This window comes from Tissierellales bacterium, assembly GCA_035301805.1.
Lineage (GTDB): Bacteria > Bacillota > Clostridia > Tissierellales > DATGTQ01 > DATGTQ01.
On record DATGTQ010000139.1, the window covers coordinates 1 to 15,505 of the forward strand.

Annotated in this window: 16 protein-coding genes; 10 read left to right on the plus strand and 6 right to left on the minus strand. The window is 29.8% G+C overall.

The genetic code is table 11. The annotated features are described in order from the left end of the window. From VK071_06875 to VK071_06895, 5 genes are all read right to left on the minus strand, one after another. On the minus strand, positions 1–754 hold a 754-nt coding region (locus VK071_06875), incomplete at its 3' end, for an MATE family efflux transporter (protein ID HLR35041.1). Continuing rightward, the gene (locus tag VK071_06880) at positions 744–1,208 is read right to left on the minus strand and encodes a MarR family transcriptional regulator (protein HLR35042.1); all 465 of its coding nucleotides are present in this window, start codon (positions 1,206–1,208) and stop codon (positions 744–746) included. The genes VK071_06880 and VK071_06875, both read right to left, overlap by 11 nt. Before the next feature lie 90 nt (positions 1,209–1,298). Then, positions 1,299–1,973, minus strand: coding sequence for a CAP domain-containing protein (locus VK071_06885; protein HLR35043.1), 675 nt, complete (start codon positions 1,971–1,973; stop codon positions 1,299–1,301). A 188-nt stretch (positions 1,974–2,161) separates the two neighbouring features. Beyond that, on the minus strand, positions 2,162–3,388 hold the full coding sequence (tyrS, locus tag VK071_06890; protein ID HLR35044.1) for a tyrosine--tRNA ligase: 1,227 nt from the start codon (positions 3,386–3,388) through the stop codon (positions 2,162–2,164). Positions 3,389–3,661: 273 nt separating this feature from the next. Further along, positions 3,662–4,039 (minus strand): class II SORL domain-containing protein, encoded by a 378-nt coding sequence (locus VK071_06895; protein ID HLR35045.1) that lies wholly within the window; start codon positions 4,037–4,039, stop codon positions 3,662–3,664. Between the two features lie 233 nt (positions 4,040–4,272). Here VK071_06895 and VK071_06900 point away from each other — a divergent pair, with 233 nt between their 5' ends. From VK071_06900 to VK071_06935, 8 genes are all read left to right on the plus strand, one after another. Further along, positions 4,273–5,412, plus strand: a complete 1,140-nt coding sequence (locus VK071_06900; GenBank protein ID HLR35046.1) for a class I SAM-dependent RNA methyltransferase — start codon at positions 4,273–4,275, stop codon at positions 5,410–5,412. A 53-nt stretch (positions 5,413–5,465) separates the two neighbouring features. Continuing rightward, positions 5,466–5,996, plus strand: coding sequence for a cob(I)yrinic acid a,c-diamide adenosyltransferase (locus VK071_06905; GenBank protein ID HLR35047.1), 531 nt, complete (start codon positions 5,466–5,468; stop codon positions 5,994–5,996). Between the two features lie 11 nt (positions 5,997–6,007). Beyond that, positions 6,008–6,874 carry a hypothetical protein gene (locus VK071_06910; GenBank protein ID HLR35048.1) on the plus strand — a complete coding sequence of 289 codons (867 nt, stop codon included), beginning with the start codon at positions 6,008–6,010 and terminating at the stop codon, positions 6,872–6,874. A 97-nt stretch (positions 6,875–6,971) separates the two neighbouring features. Further along, the gene (locus VK071_06915; GenBank protein HLR35049.1) at positions 6,972–8,096 is read left to right on the plus strand and encodes a SpoIIE family protein phosphatase; all 1,125 of its coding nucleotides are present in this window, start codon (positions 6,972–6,974) and stop codon (positions 8,094–8,096) included. 71 nt (positions 8,097–8,167) lie between these two features. Then, positions 8,168–9,475: a glucose-6-phosphate isomerase gene (locus tag VK071_06920; GenBank protein HLR35050.1), complete on the plus strand. Its 1,308-nt coding sequence runs from the start codon at positions 8,168–8,170 to the stop codon at positions 9,473–9,475. 321 nt (positions 9,476–9,796) lie between these two features. Continuing rightward, on the plus strand, positions 9,797–10,576 hold the full coding sequence (locus VK071_06925) for a short-chain-enoyl-CoA hydratase (GenBank protein HLR35051.1): 780 nt from the start codon (positions 9,797–9,799) through the stop codon (positions 10,574–10,576). 18 nt (positions 10,577–10,594) lie between these two features. Beyond that, positions 10,595–11,449 (plus strand): 3-hydroxybutyryl-CoA dehydrogenase, encoded by an 855-nt coding sequence (locus tag VK071_06930; GenBank protein HLR35052.1) that lies wholly within the window; start codon positions 10,595–10,597, stop codon positions 11,447–11,449. A gap of 147 nt (positions 11,450–11,596) precedes the next feature. Then, on the plus strand, positions 11,597–12,577 hold the full coding sequence (locus VK071_06935; protein ID HLR35053.1) for an LCP family protein: 981 nt from the start codon (positions 11,597–11,599) through the stop codon (positions 12,575–12,577). A gap of 22 nt (positions 12,578–12,599) precedes the next feature. Here the strand turns inward: VK071_06935 and murC are convergent, their stop codons facing one another. Next, the gene (gene murC / locus VK071_06940) at positions 12,600–14,000 is read right to left on the minus strand and encodes a UDP-N-acetylmuramate--L-alanine ligase (GenBank protein HLR35054.1); all 1,401 of its coding nucleotides are present in this window, start codon (positions 13,998–14,000) and stop codon (positions 12,600–12,602) included. A 226-nt stretch (positions 14,001–14,226) separates the two neighbouring features. Here murC and purR point away from each other — a divergent pair, with 226 nt between their 5' ends. Both purR and spoVG read left to right on the plus strand, forming a co-directional pair. Then, positions 14,227–15,057, plus strand: coding sequence for a pur operon repressor (gene purR / locus VK071_06945; GenBank protein HLR35055.1), 831 nt, complete (start codon positions 14,227–14,229; stop codon positions 15,055–15,057). Positions 15,058–15,156: 99 nt separating this feature from the next. Continuing rightward, complete coding sequence (spoVG, locus tag VK071_06950; protein HLR35056.1) at positions 15,157–15,420, plus strand: septation regulator SpoVG; 264 nt, start codon at positions 15,157–15,159, stop codon at positions 15,418–15,420. The last annotated feature ends 85 nt before the right edge of the window (positions 15,421–15,505 follow it).

Consider the following 15,505-nt stretch of genomic DNA (forward strand, 5'->3'; position numbering starts at 1 on the left):
TAAAGGGAGCAAATCCAATAGAAATAATTTCTTTAATTATATTTTTATCTAATTTCATACTTTCTTTTTTAAGTTTTAACATACTTTTTTCACTATAGAAATATCTAATAACCCATATAGCCGATGCTCCTTGGGCAATAATTGTAGCCAATGCAGCTCCTCTAATTCCCATGTTAAATACAAATATAAATATAGGGTCGAGAATAGTATTAAGTATAGCACCTAGTAGCATAGTAGTCATTGCAGTTCTAGGATTGCCCTCTCCTCTTATGAAGTTATTTAAACCAAAACCTATAGATTGTAATGGGCCACCTAGTAGTATTATTTTCATATAAGCCATAGAATAAGGTAAAATAGTTTCACTTGCACCGAAAAATCTAAGCATAGGCTCCAGGAAAATTAAACCTATTGTACTAAGAATTAAAGAAATAACAATTAATAGTACAAAGGCATTTCCAAATATTTTCTGTGCCTCTTCATTTTTATTTTGACCTAATCGTATAGAAACTAATGAATTACCTCCAATTCCTACTAGCATACTGAAGGCCATTAATATTAAAGCAACAGGATTACCAATAAATACTCCTGCTATTCCTAGACTTCCTACACCTTTCCCTATAAATATTTGGTCTACCACATTGTACAGGGCATTGACAACCATACCTACTATAGCAGGTATAGAGAATTTAAGAAGAAGGCTTTTTATGTCTTCTTCGCCTAACATTTTTGAACGCTTTATATTTTTATCTGTCATTATATCCTTCTCCTTTTTCCAAAATCTTAACTAAGGTTTCTAAGTTATTGCTAAAAATCTTTAAATCTTCTTGTGATAAACTACTGAAAACTTCTTCTATTTTTTCATTAAACTTGTTCTCTAATTCATTGTAATAAACCTTACCATCTTCTGTAAGGTGGACTAAGGTCCTTCTTTTGTCAGATGGGTCTATTTTTCTAAAGATAAGGTTAGTTTCTTCAAGGGAACCTAATAAAGTAGTTAAACTACCCTTTTCCATATCCATAGATTGACCTAATATAGTAGGAGTAGTTATTTTGTTTCTGCCTATGAAAAGAATTGCTCTTGTTTGATTTTTATTACAGCAATACTTATCATTTGGATCTCTTTTAAAAATATCAGCAAAAAGTTTATGAAATTGAGAAATAAACTTGACTAGATTATATCTAGTCTTTTTTACATCGTCATTATCCATTTTATCACCACATAAAAAAAGTAGTTAGAATCCTTACTATTAGAATTCTAACTACTTTACTTCAAAAAGTCAAGTTTGTATTAAAAAGATTTAATTTGTGAACATTTGTGTCCAATAAGTGGTTCCATTCTTAACTACATATCCTACTCCAATAGTTCCAAATTTAGGGTTAAGTATATTGGCCCTATGACCTGGTGAATTCATCCAGCCCTTTACAACAGATTGAGCATTTGGATAGCCTTTAGCTATATTCTCCCCAGCAGTTCTATAATTTATACCAAAATTTTTCATCATAGTGAAAGGGTCGCCATAAGTTGGGGAATTATGGCTAAAGTAATTTTTGTCAGCCATGTCTTGGGATTTAAATCTAGCAACTCTTGAGAGTTCATCACTATGAGTAAGAGGAGCTAATCCAGCTTTTTTTCTTTCCTCATTAACCAATCTAACAACTTCTAGTTCTACAGCCTTAGTTTGATCAGTAATATTAGGCTCTGTATTTTCAGTAGGCTTTTCTACTGGTTTTTCTGGTTCTACAGGTTGTTCTTTATCGTCATTAGGTTTGCTGGGTGTTTCTTGGTTAGGTTTATAATAATCTTTATAGTACTTAGAGTAATAATTTGATATATAACTGTACAAATTATTATTTTTATATGGTGAATAGTAATTTACCCTTCTAAAACTACTTGCAAAAGTTAAATTTCCTGACATTAGAATCACTAGAGCTATTGATAAAGATAAAATAACTTTTTTAAAATTATTTTTCATTAAATACCCTCCTAAGTTTTTTAAGGTTCCATCTATCCCCCTTTTTATTTTTTATTTGTTATTGAGTATATCACTCATAGCTTGTCTATCAACCCTTAGAATATGGTCAGGTGGGAAAAGACTAGTAAAAGGAAAAAGTTCTACCACAATTAGTAGAACTTTCTTTTAATAGTTGTTTAAATCAAAAGTTATTTAATTTTTATCTGGTGGTATACCTTTTTCCCTTTTCTTATTAGAATTTTGTTATCTGTAAAGTCCTCAGTTTTCACGGTTAGTTTAGGATTTGTAATCCTACTTTCATCTATATATAAACCACCTTGTTTTATTAAGCGTCTACCTTCACCATTTGATTGAGTAAGTTTTATCTCGGTAAGAAGATCTAAAATTCCTACTCCATTTTCAAATTTATAAGAATCAAATTCTGTTGTAGGAATATCTTTAACATCTTTTCCACCTTGGAATAGAGATTTTGCGGCTTTCTGAGCCCTTATAGCCTCTTCCTTACCATGAACAAGTTTTGTAACTTCATAGGCTAAAACTTCTTTTCCTTTATTAATTTCAGCCCCCTCTAAAGATCCTAAACTTTTAACTTCTTCCATAGGTAAGAAGGTTAATTGTGCTAAAAATTTTTCAACATCTCTATCGTCTACATTTCTTAAATATTGATAGAATTCATAAGGGGAAGTTTTTTCAGGATCTAACCATATAGTTCCAGCTTCAGTTTTACCCATTTTCTTTCCTTCGGCAGTAGTTAAAAGATTGAAAGTCATAGCATATACCTTATCTTCTTCTATTTTTCTTACAAGTTCATAACCACTTAGAATATTGGACCATTGGTCACTTCCACCTAATTGAAGACGACAGTTATGATCTCTGTATAATTTTAAGAAATCATAAGATTGCATAAGCATATAGCTAAATTCAAAGAAAGTAAGCCCTTCTTTTAATCTATTTTTATAGCAATCAAAAGTTAACATACGATTAATAGAAAAATGTACTCCTACTTCCCTCATAAAGTCTAAGAAATTTAATTTTGTTAACCAATCATTATTATTTAATATCAAAGCTTTATCTACATTAAAATCAATAAATCTGGAAAGTTGTTTTTTAAATTTCTTAGCATTATTATTAATAGTTTCTTTTGTTAGCATTTTTCGCATGTCAGTTCTTCCAGAAGGGTCACCTATTAAAGTAGTTCCCCCACCTAATAGAGCTATAGGCTTATGGCCTGCTTTTTGCATATGCATCATGACCATAATTTGAACAAAATGACCCAAGGTTAAACTATCAGCTGTTGCATCAAAGCCTATATAAAAGGTAACTGGTTCACTACCTAAAAGATCTTTTAGTTCATCTTCGTAAGTTGCTTGGTCAATATAGCCCCTTTCTTTCAAAATATTAAATACATTAGTCAATTTATTCACCCTCTTTTTAAATTTTTACACAAAAAAAGGATGTCTCCTCGCTAAAGGACGAGAAGACACCCGTGGTACCACCTTAATTTGCATTTATTTAAAATGCCTTAATATCATTTATCGTATGACAGCCGCAATGGTTTCCCATTGAAACTCCAGAAGCGTAATTCACCTTTAACAATTAAAGGCTACTAATTCTTTCATCGTTTACTATTTGATTATACTACATAATATTATAATCTAAGTACATTTGTCAAGGGTGAAAAGAGATAATTAATCTTCTAAAGTAACTTCTGCACTATTTTCCCATAGTCCATGAATGTTGCAATAGCTTAAAGCATAGATAGTTCCTGGTTTATCAACTGTAGTTTTTAAAACTACATGGGGTTCATTATATATATCGTTTTCACCATGAGCCATAAAATTAGAACTTCCAATTTCTACTGGGAACTTAGCCCCTTCAGGTTTATAAAATACTCTAAGCCAAGAAATATGATGTTCTAGTGTATTTGGATGAGGAATTTCGTCCCCTATAGATACTTTTATTTCAAAAGGTTCATCCTTTTTTACTTTTTCCGGTGCATTAATAACGGGAACGTGTTTTTCGCCTTTCCAATCTCCACTTTGAAGTAATTCTCCTAAACTTTTCATATAAAACATCCTCCTCATATTTATAACATTTCATTTTGTACTTTTACATGCTTATTTATTTATATACCCCGTATATTAAAACAATACACATAAAAAGATAATTTATTTTTTCTATGTTAGAGTATAATATAGATAGGTCAATAAATAAGATTATGGCATGTTTATACATGGTAAATAAAAAATAAGCTTTATACAGATATATAAATAAGAGACTTAGAGGAGAGATAAAAATTATGGCGAATATAGAACTTATAGCAACTTCTACTTTTGGTTTAGAAGCTGTGGTGAAAAGAGAATTATTAGATCTAGGCTATGATGATTTACAAGTAGAAAATGGTAAAGTTACATTCAAGGGGACTGAGAAGGATATACCAAAAACCAATTTGTGGCTCAGATCAGCAGATCGGGTTCTTTTAAAATTAGGTAAGTTTAAAGCTACTTCCTTTGAAGAATTATTTGAAAAGACTAAGGCTTTACCTTGGGATGAATGGATAACAGAAGATGGAGAATTTACTGTTGAAGGAAAGTCAATTAATTCTAAACTTTATAGTGTTTCAGATTGTCAGGGAATAGTAAAAAAAGCAGTAGTAGAAAAGTTAAAGACTAAATATAATAAAGAGTGGTTTAAAGAAACGGGGCCTAAATTTACAATAGAAGTGTCACTACTGAAAGATATAGCTACTTTAACTATAGATACTAGTGGGTCAGGGCTACATAGAAGAGGTTATAGATTAAACAGTGTAAAAGCCCCTCTTAAGGAAACTTTAGCAGCGGCATTAGTTCAATTGAGTTTTTGGAACCATAATAGACTATTAGTAGACCCTTTTTGTGGCTCCGGCACTATTCCAATAGAAGCGGCTATGATTGGTAAGAATATTGCCCCTGGAATCCAAAGAAACTTTGCATCCGAAGAATGGCCTAGAATTAAAAGGGAATATTGGAAAGAGGCCAAAATAGAGGCTAGAAAGGCTATAAGGCAGGATAGAAAGCTTAATATAATAGCATCTGATATAGACAGAGAGGCTGTAAGAATAGCAGAGAAAAATGCTTTTGAAATTGGGGTAGATGATTGTATTAAATTTGCGAATAAAAATGTATTGGACCATAAATTCCAAGAAACATATGGTGTAATAATATCAAATCCGCCATATGGAGAGAAAATGGGTGAAACTAAAGCTATTGAAAAACTATACGTTCAATTGGGAAGAAAATTTAAGAAATTAGATACTTGGTCTATTTATCTATTAACGGCGAATGAAAACTTTGAAAAAATATACGGTAAAAAGGCAGATAAAAGGAGAAAATTATATAATGGAAGAATAAAAGTAAATTATTATCAATATTTTGGGCCAAGACCACCAAAGAAAGGTTAGAATTAACTATATAAGTGGGTATATATTCATTAAGACTAAAGGAGGGTGTATAAATGAATATATATACAAAGACAGGGGATAAAGGGGAAACAAGTTTATTTGACAATAAGAGAGTATCTAAGGATAGTATAAGAGTAGAAAGTTATGGAACGGTAGATGAGTTAGTATCTGTTTTAGGATTGGCTAAGAATTTTATTAATGATGAAAAAATGTATGAATTAATAACAGAAATTCAAAATAAACTATTTATTGTGGGGGCAACTTTGGCTACAGAAGATCAATCTAAGGTGCCACATAAGATTAATGAAGAAGATATAACTTATTTAGAAAAGGGTATAGATGAATACATGGAAAAAATAAAAAAACCAACAGGATTTATTGTACCAGGCTCAGGAAAAGCATCTGGATTTCTTCATGTAGCTAGAACAGTATGTAGAAGGGCTGAAAGAAGGATTATTAGCTTATCGAATATTGCTGAAGTTAATCCACTAGTTGTCAAGTATGTAAATAGATTATCAGATTTAATTTATGCTATGAGTAGAGTATTAGAGGAAAAAGAAGAAAAGGTAAAATACAAGGAATAAGGAGGGAGTAGATGATAAGAAAAGTAAGAAACACTATTATTATTGTAGTGGTCTTAGTAGTAATAATAGCCTTTGCAATTTTACAGAATGTAAATGAAGATAAAGAAAATACAAAAAATATCTCAGGATTGGTTATAAATAAAAAAGAATTCAATAAGGAAAACCAACTAACTATTGAGACTTTTGGAGAAGATGAAAAACAAATGAGGGAAATGATTTTTACAACAAAGGATAAAACCTTATGGAATAATATTGAATTGGGGAAATATTATTTTATTACTTACAGTGAAAAAGTTGTAAAGGGTAGTAAGAAATTAATAGTTGAAAAAGTAGAAAAAAATGATGCTTTTGGCAAAGCTTATTCAGAGTATATGAAAAGAAGGAAAGAAAAAGAAATGAAGGTGCAAAAGGACGGAAAATCTAATGAAGGAAATAATGATGATAAGAAAGAAGAAAAAGACAAACATATAGCAATATTTCCATCTACGGATAAAATATCTACAGAAGGATTAACTTTATTAGATAGTACAGATGTGGATTTAAATGGGGATGGAAAGGATGAAATTATAGAATTATATACTATTGCACAAAGAGATTCTAGTGGAGAGGTATTGTGGGATGATGGGCAGAAATGGTTTTTAATTGTAAAGGATAAAAATAAGGAGTATGTTTTATTTGATGAATATGTACAATTGGGAGTATTAGATTATTGGATATTTACCTCTAAAGATGAATGTTATATGGTTACATTACAAACAGGTTCTGCTGTTTTTAAATTATCTGAGTATTCTTATGTTGATCAAAAAGATGCTTTTGTTAAAAAGGATATGTACAATCCAGAATTTCTTAATGTTGTATATGGTTCTGAAATAAAATAGGTAATTATAATATTATGTTAATAAAATTTACTTTGTAATCCCCCTTGGCATATGATATGATATGAGAATATACAAATAACTTTTAATAGGTGAGATTATGATAAGGAGAGAAGGTATTGAATTAATAGAAAAGAAATTAAAAGAAATAGATATGTTGAATTATGATGTTTTAGAAGGAATGGCCGACTGGGTAAGAGTAATCGATAAATTCGGTATTATAATATATGCTAATAAAACTATGAAAAAAGATTTAGGAGAAGATATAGTTGGAAAGAGATGCTATGGAGTTTTGGGTAAGCAAAGTCCTTGCGATTTTTGTATAACAGAAAGAAGTATTGCAACAGGAGAAATTGTGCAAAAAGAAGAAAGAGTGGGAGATAAATATTTTTCTGTTAAAAGTTCGCCAGTTGCCGATTCAAAAGGGAATATTTACGCAGCAGTAGAGGTATTTAGAGATGTAACTAGACAGAGAATGTTAGAAAAAGAATTAAAAGAAAAGAATAAAAAAATGAAAAAGGATTTATGTTTTGCTAAAACATTACAAGAAAAGATTCTACCTAAAAAAGGTAAGTACGGGAATATAAAAATAGATCATATGTACAAGCCTTGTGAATTATTAAGTGGGGATATGTATGATGTATTTTATATTGATAATGAACATATTGGTATATATATAAGCGATGTAGTTGGACATGGAATTACAGCATCGATGATGACTATGTTCGTTAGACAGACAGTTAGAGCAATTAAGGATGATTATAGGAGTCCAGGAAAAACATTAACTGAATTGCATAAAAGATTTATAGATTTAGATCTTGATGATGATGAATATTTTACAATCTTTTATGGTATATTTAATAATAGAACCAATGAATTTAAATATGCTAACGCTGGACATAATTGTATTCCTATATTATTTAATAACGAAGAAATCCAACTATTAAAAATGAAAGGTTACCCTATTTCATATATATTTAATGATATATACTATAAAGAATCTAGTATAGAGTTAAAACCTAAGGATAAAATACTATTCTATACAGATGGTATTACTGAGGTAAAAAATGAAAAAAAAGAAGAGTTTGGTGTAGAAAGAGTTATAGACAGTATTAACCATAATAGGAAAGATATTATAGAAAATTTAGAAAAAGACGTATTTAAGTTTAATGGTGGAGAACAAGATGATGACTTCGCTGTAGTTCTTATGAGAGTTTTAGAATAAAACATTAAAGTAATATATCCTAGAATCAATTCTAGGATATATTACTTTAATAGAGAATTGGAGGAATATAGTTGAAAAATATTACTTTTAATTATTCAAATAGTTTTGTAAAAGAACATGAAATAAGCTATATGGCAAGTGAAATAGAAACTGCCCATAATTTATTACATGAAAAATCTGGGCAAGGTGCTGAGTTTACAGGCTGGTTAGATTATCCTGTTAACTATGATAAAGGTGAATTTAATAAGGTGAAAGAAGTGGGAAGTGAAATTAGAGAAAATTCTGATGTGTTTTTAGTCATAGGTATAGGGGGTTCTTATTTAGGAGCAAGGGCATGTATTGAAGCCCTAAGTCATTCTTTTTTCAATAGCCTTCCTAAAGAAAAAAGGAAAGGGCCGGAAATATATTTTGTTGGGAATAATATGAGTAGTACATATATAGACGAATTATTTGACCTATTAGAAGGAAAAGATGTAAGTATAAATGTAATATCCAAATCAGGCACTACAACTGAGCCTGCTGTTACTTTTAGAATTTTTAAAGAATATTTAGAAAAAAAATATGGAAAAAGAGAAGCGAGAAAGAGGATATATGTAACTACTGATAAATCGAAAGGGGTTCTGAGAAAGTTAGCTGATATAGAAGGCTATACCTCTTTTACTATTCCAGATGATATAGGCGGTAGGTATTCAATATTTACATCAGTGGGATTGTTACCAATAGCTGTAGCAGAATTAAATATAGATAAATTAATCAGTGGAGCTAAAGCTGGAATGGAAGAGTATTTAAAATTTGATGTAGAAGAAAATATTGCATACCAATATGCAATACTTAGGAATTCATTATATAGAAAAGGTAAGGATATAGAAATATTAATAAGTTATGAACCAAGATTACTGTTTCTTCAAGAATGGTGGAAACAATTGTATGGTGAAAGTGAAGGAAAAGATGGAAAAGGGATATATCCAGCATCTGCAAACTTTACTGGTGATTTACATTCTTTAGGTCAACTAATTCAGGATGGTAAAAGAAATATTTTTGAAACTTTAATAAATATAGAAAGTCCAAGAAAGGATTTGACAATAAAAGAAAATGAAGATAATTTAGATGGATTAAATTTTTTAAAAGGAAAGACTGTAGATTTTGTAAACAAGAAAGCCAGTGAAGGAACAGTTATGGCTCATGTTGAAGGTGGAGTACCAAATTTAATTTTTAATATTCCAGAAATGAATGAGTATTACTTTGGAAAATTAATATACTTATTTAAAACTTCTTGTGCAGTTAGTGGATATATGTTGGGAGTAAATCCTTTTGATCAGCCAGGGGTTGAAAAATATAAGAAAAATATGTTTAAGTTAATTGGAAAATCAGGATATTAAATAAGAAATAAAAAGATTTCTAAAAAATATAGTAAATATATAAAGAAAGTATGTTATAATTATAACAAAGCTGTAATGGATATGGCAAAAATATAATAAGAATATAGTGGGACATATTATAAAGTGATTAGGGTCTGATATATAGTAAAATCAGAAGATTATTAATAGCGGATAGATAGTTTAATATATTATTTATTCGTTATTTTTATATAATAAAAATAACAGATAAATCTTATAGGGGAAAAATTAGGGATTAGGGTGTAAATTTAGTAATATTATTGTATAATAAAAATATATTCAGAAAAATTAAGGGGGAGAAAATTGAAATTTGAAAACTTATTATTTGAAAAAAAAGGGAGTATAGGTATCTTATCTATTAACAGACCTAAGGCACTAAACGCTTTAAACTCTTCATTACTAGGGGATTTAGACAATGCTATTGATGAAATAAGGGAAGATAGTGATATACATATAGTTATTTTAACTGGAGTAGGTAAATCTTTTGTTGCAGGGGCAGATATAGGAGAAATGAAGGATATGGATATCCATGAGGCTAGAATATTTGCTGAAAAAGGAACGAAAATTTTCAGAAAAGTCGAAACTATGGATAAACCTGTAATAGGAGCAATAAATGGGTTTGCTCTAGGTGGCGGCTGTGAACTTGCTATGTGTTGTGATATTAGAATAGCTTCTGATAAAGCAAAGTTTGGGCAACCAGAAGTAGGCTTAGGCATAATTCCAGGTTTTGCAGGAACCCAAAGACTATCTCGTATAGTTGGAGTAGGGAAAGCAAAAGAACTTATCTATACTTCAGATATAATTAATGGAGAAGAAGCCTACAGAATAGGTTTAGCAAATAAGATTGTACCCCATGATAAATTAATGGATGAAACAATAGATATGGCTAAAAAGATTGGTTCTCAAGGACAATTAGCTGTAAGGTTTGCAAAAGCGGCTATTAATAGAGGAATAGAAGCAGATATTGAAACAGGGACAGCAATTGAAAGTGATTTATTTGGGCTTTGCTTTGCTACAGAAGATCAAAAAGAAGGTATGGCAGCGTTTTTAGAAAAACGTAGTCCAGACTATAAATTAAAATAATTTTGGAGGTGTTCATAATTGAAGAAAATTGGGGTTCTTGGTAGAGGTACTATGGCTTCAGGAATAATTCAAGTTATGGCAGAAAAGGGATATGAGGTAATAATGTGGGTGAGGAATGTTGATCCAGAAAATCCAAAAGCTAGCCTGAAAAATATTGAGAAGAACTTAAATAGAAATATTAAAAAGGGAAGACTTGAAGAAGAAGAAAAAGAGAAAATATTAGGAAGAATCTATATTGTTACAGAATATGAAAAATTAGAAGACTGTGATCTTGTTATTGAAGCAATAGCAGAGGATCTGGAAATTAAAAAAGAAACTTTCAAAAAATTAGATAGCATATGTAAAGAAGATACGATATTAGCTACTAATACATCCTCTTTATCTATTACGGAAATAGCCAGTGTAACAAATAGACCTGACAAAGTTATAGGAATGCATTTTTTCAATCCAGTATCATTGATGAAACTTGTAGAGGTTATTAAGGGAATTATGACATCAGATGAGACAAACAACATGGTTATTGAGCTTTCAGAAAAATTAGAGAAGGTTCCTGTAGAAGTAGAAGAAGCTCCTGGATTTGTTGTTAATAGATTACTGATACCAATGATAAATGAAGCTGTAAGTATTTTATCAGAAGGTATAGCAAATGCAAAAGCTATTGATGAAGCTATGAAACTTGGTGCAAATCATCCAATGGGACCTTTAGCATTAGCAGATTTAATAGGATTGGATGTATGTTTGGCTATTATGGATGTACTATATGAAGAATTCAAAGATTCTAAGTATAGAGCTCATCCACTAATGAGAAAAATGGTTAGAGGTGGATTATTAGGACGCAAATCAGGAAAAGGATTTCATAATTATAGTCGGTAAAAAACAAAAAATAAAAAATGGAAGATCCCTTTCAACCTATGGTTGAAAGGTTTCTTTTATTTTTTTGTTTAAAAAGAAAACTAATGTGCAAACTATTATTATAAAAAAGAAGTTGAAAATCCAGGGTTTTTGAAAGGTGGACAGTAGATGAAAAGGAATTTCATACTTTTTTTATCATCATTTATTATTGCATTTTCTGCTATTTTATTAGGCTCTTATTCTTATTTAAAGGTCAATGATAAGAAGATATATAATAGTGTTAGAAAAGGAGAAGTAAAAGAAAGCAAAAATGAAAATAAAGGAGGTAAAAAAGAGAAAGAAGAATTTAATTTTCATACTTTAGAAGAAGCTGTTCGTCATAGTAAAAGAATAAATTTTCTATTTTTAGGGATGGAAGAAGTGAGAACGGATTCTTTAATTTTTGCGTCTTTTGATCCAAAAAATAAAAAAGTAGATATAATATCCATACCTAGAGATACTTATGTTCATAGAGAAGGTTATGATGAGGCAGAAGAAAGAAAGATAAATGCAGTTTATGGAGAACATGAAATAGAGGGTATAAAGGAGACAGTGTCCTATATACTTGAAGGTATTCCTATTCATCACTATATTATGGCAGATTATAATAGTATTGCAAAAATAATTGATTCAATAGGTGGGGTAGAGGTTAATGTACCTTTTCATATGAGATATTATGATTTTAGTGCAAAACCTCCTGTGAATATAGATATTCCGGAAGGAAAACAGCTACTTGATGGTAAAAAATCTGTAGACTTTTTACGATATAGAAAAGGTAGTGATGGTAAGAGAGGCTATGCTGATGGAGATTTAGGAAGGATAAAGGCACAGCAAGAATTTATGAAATCTTTTATAGATAAGGTACTAAGTTATAAATTGGCCACAGTTATATCCACAGGTATTGAATTAGTGGAAACAGATATAAACGTAGGAAATGGACTTCTTTATGGAAAAGATGCAATAGGGATAAAAAAGGATAGCTTTACATTTACCACCTTACCGGGAATTGCTGATTTTAAAGCTATAAAGGGGAAAACTTTATCATATTTTTTCTATGATGAAAAGGCTGTAAAAGATCTTATAGGGGAAATATATGAAGTGAAAAAATAAAACACCTAAGTATTTAGGTGTTTTACATAGCTTCTTTTTTCACTGCTTCTAATAAATTTTCTCCAACTTCATGAATATTTCCTGCTCCCATTGTTACTATAATATCTCCTTCTTGAGCGTTTTCCAATAAATAGGTTTCAATTTTATGGAAGCTATCAATATATACCGTATCTACTTTATTATCTTTTAGACTATTTACTAAATTAATAGAATGGATAATTCCTGTATCTTGTTCTCTGGCTGCATATATATCAGTAATTATGACTTTGTCTGCATCAAAAAATGATTCTGAAAAACTATCAAATAGTAGCTTAGTTCTTGTATAAGTATGGGGTTGAAAAACACACCAAATATTATTTGCCTTAGCTTTTTTCAGAGCTTTTAAGGTAGCCTTTATTTCAGTAGGATGATGAGCATAATCATCCATTATTTTTATTCCATTAATAGAACCTTTAGTTTCCAATCTTCTGTTAGTTCCTTTGTAGTCTTTAAGAGCATTAAGTATAATTTCCATTGGTACATTAGAGATGTGAGCCGCTGCTATACTAGCTAAGGCATTATATAAATTATGTATCCCCATAACATTTAATGAAACTGGATATTTTTCTTGGTTTTTAACGTTTAATATAAATTTTGAATATCCTTTTTTGTTATAAGAGATATTTTCAGCCCGATAATCTGCTTCTGAATTTATTCCAAAAGTAACAGTATTACAAGAGGTTGTATTTAATACTTTTTCCGAATGTATATCATCGGCATTAATTATTAAATAACCGTTATCATCAATATTCTGTGCATATTCAGCAAAGGTATCAACTATATGATTAATATTTTCAAAATAATCTAGATGATCTTCTTCCATATTTAAAATAATAGCCATTGTAGGATGATATTTTAAAATATTCCCTTTGTATTCACAAGCTTCTGTTAATAGATAGTCTTTACTACCTATTTTAACATTGCCGTTTATTTCGTCTAAAACCCCCCCTAATAAAATTGTAGGATTAAGGGTAGATTTATTAAGTATACTAGTTATCATGCCTGTTGTAGTTGTTTTTCCATGAGTACCAGAGACCGCTATAGAATTTTTATAATTCTTCATTAAAGCACCAAGAAAAGTTGCTCTATCTATAGTAGGTATATTTTCTTCAATGGATATTAAAAGTTCTTCATTATCTTTCGATATAGCATCTGTATATATGACTAAGTCAGCACCTGAAATATTGTTTTTGTCATGCGTTTTGTAAATTTTAGCTCCTTGTTTTCTTAAAGTATCAGTAATATGAGAGGAATTTACATCAGAACCAGAAATACTATAACCCTCCTCTAAAAGGATTTCTGCTAAACCACTCATACTTATACCACCTATACCAATAAAATGAATATGTTTGTACTCATGTTCATTTATGTCAAAAGTAAACATAAACTTACCTCCTAAACGTAACGTAATAATTGATTATAGTTATATTATTGCCAAGAAAAGTATTATTATCATATTATTCTATAAAAAAAGTTTGGTCACTGATAAATTATATCATATAAAATAAAATATAAAAAGGAAAAGTCGACAATACGTTGAATTTATGTTTAAAAAACATTACAATTTATATAAGTTTGAATCTTATTAAAAAATAGTCAGGATGATGGAAATGGATAAATATAAAAAGAATGAAAGAATTGCAGGTTTAATGTATCTTTTAACTAATAAACCAAATCAAATATTTTCATATAATTATTTTTCTGAGCTTTTTAATATAAAAAAGCCTAGTATAAGTGGGGATATAAGAATAATAAAAGCGTTAGTTGAAAAGTTGGATATAGGAACTATTGAAACTATACCAGGTAATCATGGTGGAGTTAAATTTATACCGAAGGGTAGGAAGACAGAGGTAGAAAAACTTCTTAAAAATTTATGTATAGAATTGGGGAAACCTGAAAGAATTATACCAGGTGGTTTTATATATATGATGGATATACTTTATATGCCTTATATTGTGAAGCAAATAGGAACGATTTTTGCTAGTGAGTTTAATTGCGAAAAAGTAGATGCAGTTGTAACTATTGAGACTAAAGGTATACCTATTGCTTTAATGACGGCTGAAATATTAAATGTACCTTTAGTTATAATTAGGAAAAATATAAAAATTACAGAAGGACCTACTGTAAATATAAATTATATTTCTGGTTCAACAAGAAAGATTCAAACAATGTCTCTTTCTAAAAAATCTTTAAAAGAAAATTCTAAGGTTTTAATAATAGATGACTTTATGAAAGCAGGTGGAACAATAAAAGGGACAATAGAGATGATGGCAGAATTTAAGGCGGAAGTAGTAGGAGTAGGTGTATTTTTATCAACCAAGAAACCTGAGAAAAAGTTAGTTAAGGATTATTTATCTCTAATTACTGTTGAAAAAATAGATGAAAAAGAGAAAGAGATTTTTTTAAAACCTAACTTTGGTCAATTAAGACAAATAAAATAAGAAACTTCCCATAAAAAGAAGGGATTTCCAAAAATATAGAGAATATAGAGAATATTTAGTAGATTTATTTGACTCCATGGGAAGGTGGTGAATTAATCGGTGGAAGTTACAGATGTAAGGATTAGAAAAATGACGGAAGAAGGAAAAATGAAGGCGATTGTTTCTGTTACTTTTGACGATGAGTTTGTTGTACATGATATAAAAGTCATTGAAGGGCTAAATGGATTATTTATTGCTATGCCTAGTAGGAAAATGGCAGATGATGAATTTAGAGACATAGCTCATCCAATTAATTCAAAGACTAGAAACAAAATCCAAGAGGCAATTTTTAAAGAATATGAAAAGAATATTGAAGAGAAGTAGGGAAGGGCCTTAAGGGTCCTTTTTTACTTTAAATAGGTAAAAAAGGATATAAAGAAACAATTTAGGTATGGACTTATAATTTAAA

Excerpts from the sequence above, each read along its gene's own strand:
- VK071_06910 (HLR35048.1), top strand. The coding sequence starts at position 6,008 with ATGATAAGAAAAGTAAGAAACACTATTATTATTGTAGTGGTCTTAGTA.
- VK071_06895 (HLR35045.1), bottom strand. The coding sequence starts at position 4,039 with ATGAAAAGTTTAGGAGAATTACTTCAAAGTGGAGATTGGAAAGGCGAA.
- murC (HLR35054.1), bottom strand. The coding sequence starts at position 14,000 with ATGTTTACTTTTGACATAAATGAACATGAGTACAAACATATTCATTTT.
- VK071_06905 (HLR35047.1), top strand. The coding sequence starts at position 5,466 with ATGAATATATATACAAAGACAGGGGATAAAGGGGAAACAAGTTTATTT.
- purR (HLR35055.1), top strand. The coding sequence starts at position 14,227 with ATGGATAAATATAAAAAGAATGAAAGAATTGCAGGTTTAATGTATCTT.
- VK071_06900 (HLR35046.1), top strand. The coding sequence starts at position 4,273 with ATGGCGAATATAGAACTTATAGCAACTTCTACTTTTGGTTTAGAAGCT.
- VK071_06915 (HLR35049.1), top strand. The coding sequence starts at position 6,972 with ATGATAAGGAGAGAAGGTATTGAATTAATAGAAAAGAAATTAAAAGAA.
- VK071_06885 (HLR35043.1), bottom strand. The coding sequence starts at position 1,973 with ATGAAAAATAATTTTAAAAAAGTTATTTTATCTTTATCAATAGCTCTA.
- VK071_06935 (HLR35053.1), top strand. The coding sequence starts at position 11,597 with ATGAAAAGGAATTTCATACTTTTTTTATCATCATTTATTATTGCATTT.
- VK071_06880 (HLR35042.1), bottom strand. The coding sequence starts at position 1,208 with ATGGATAATGACGATGTAAAAAAGACTAGATATAATCTAGTCAAGTTT.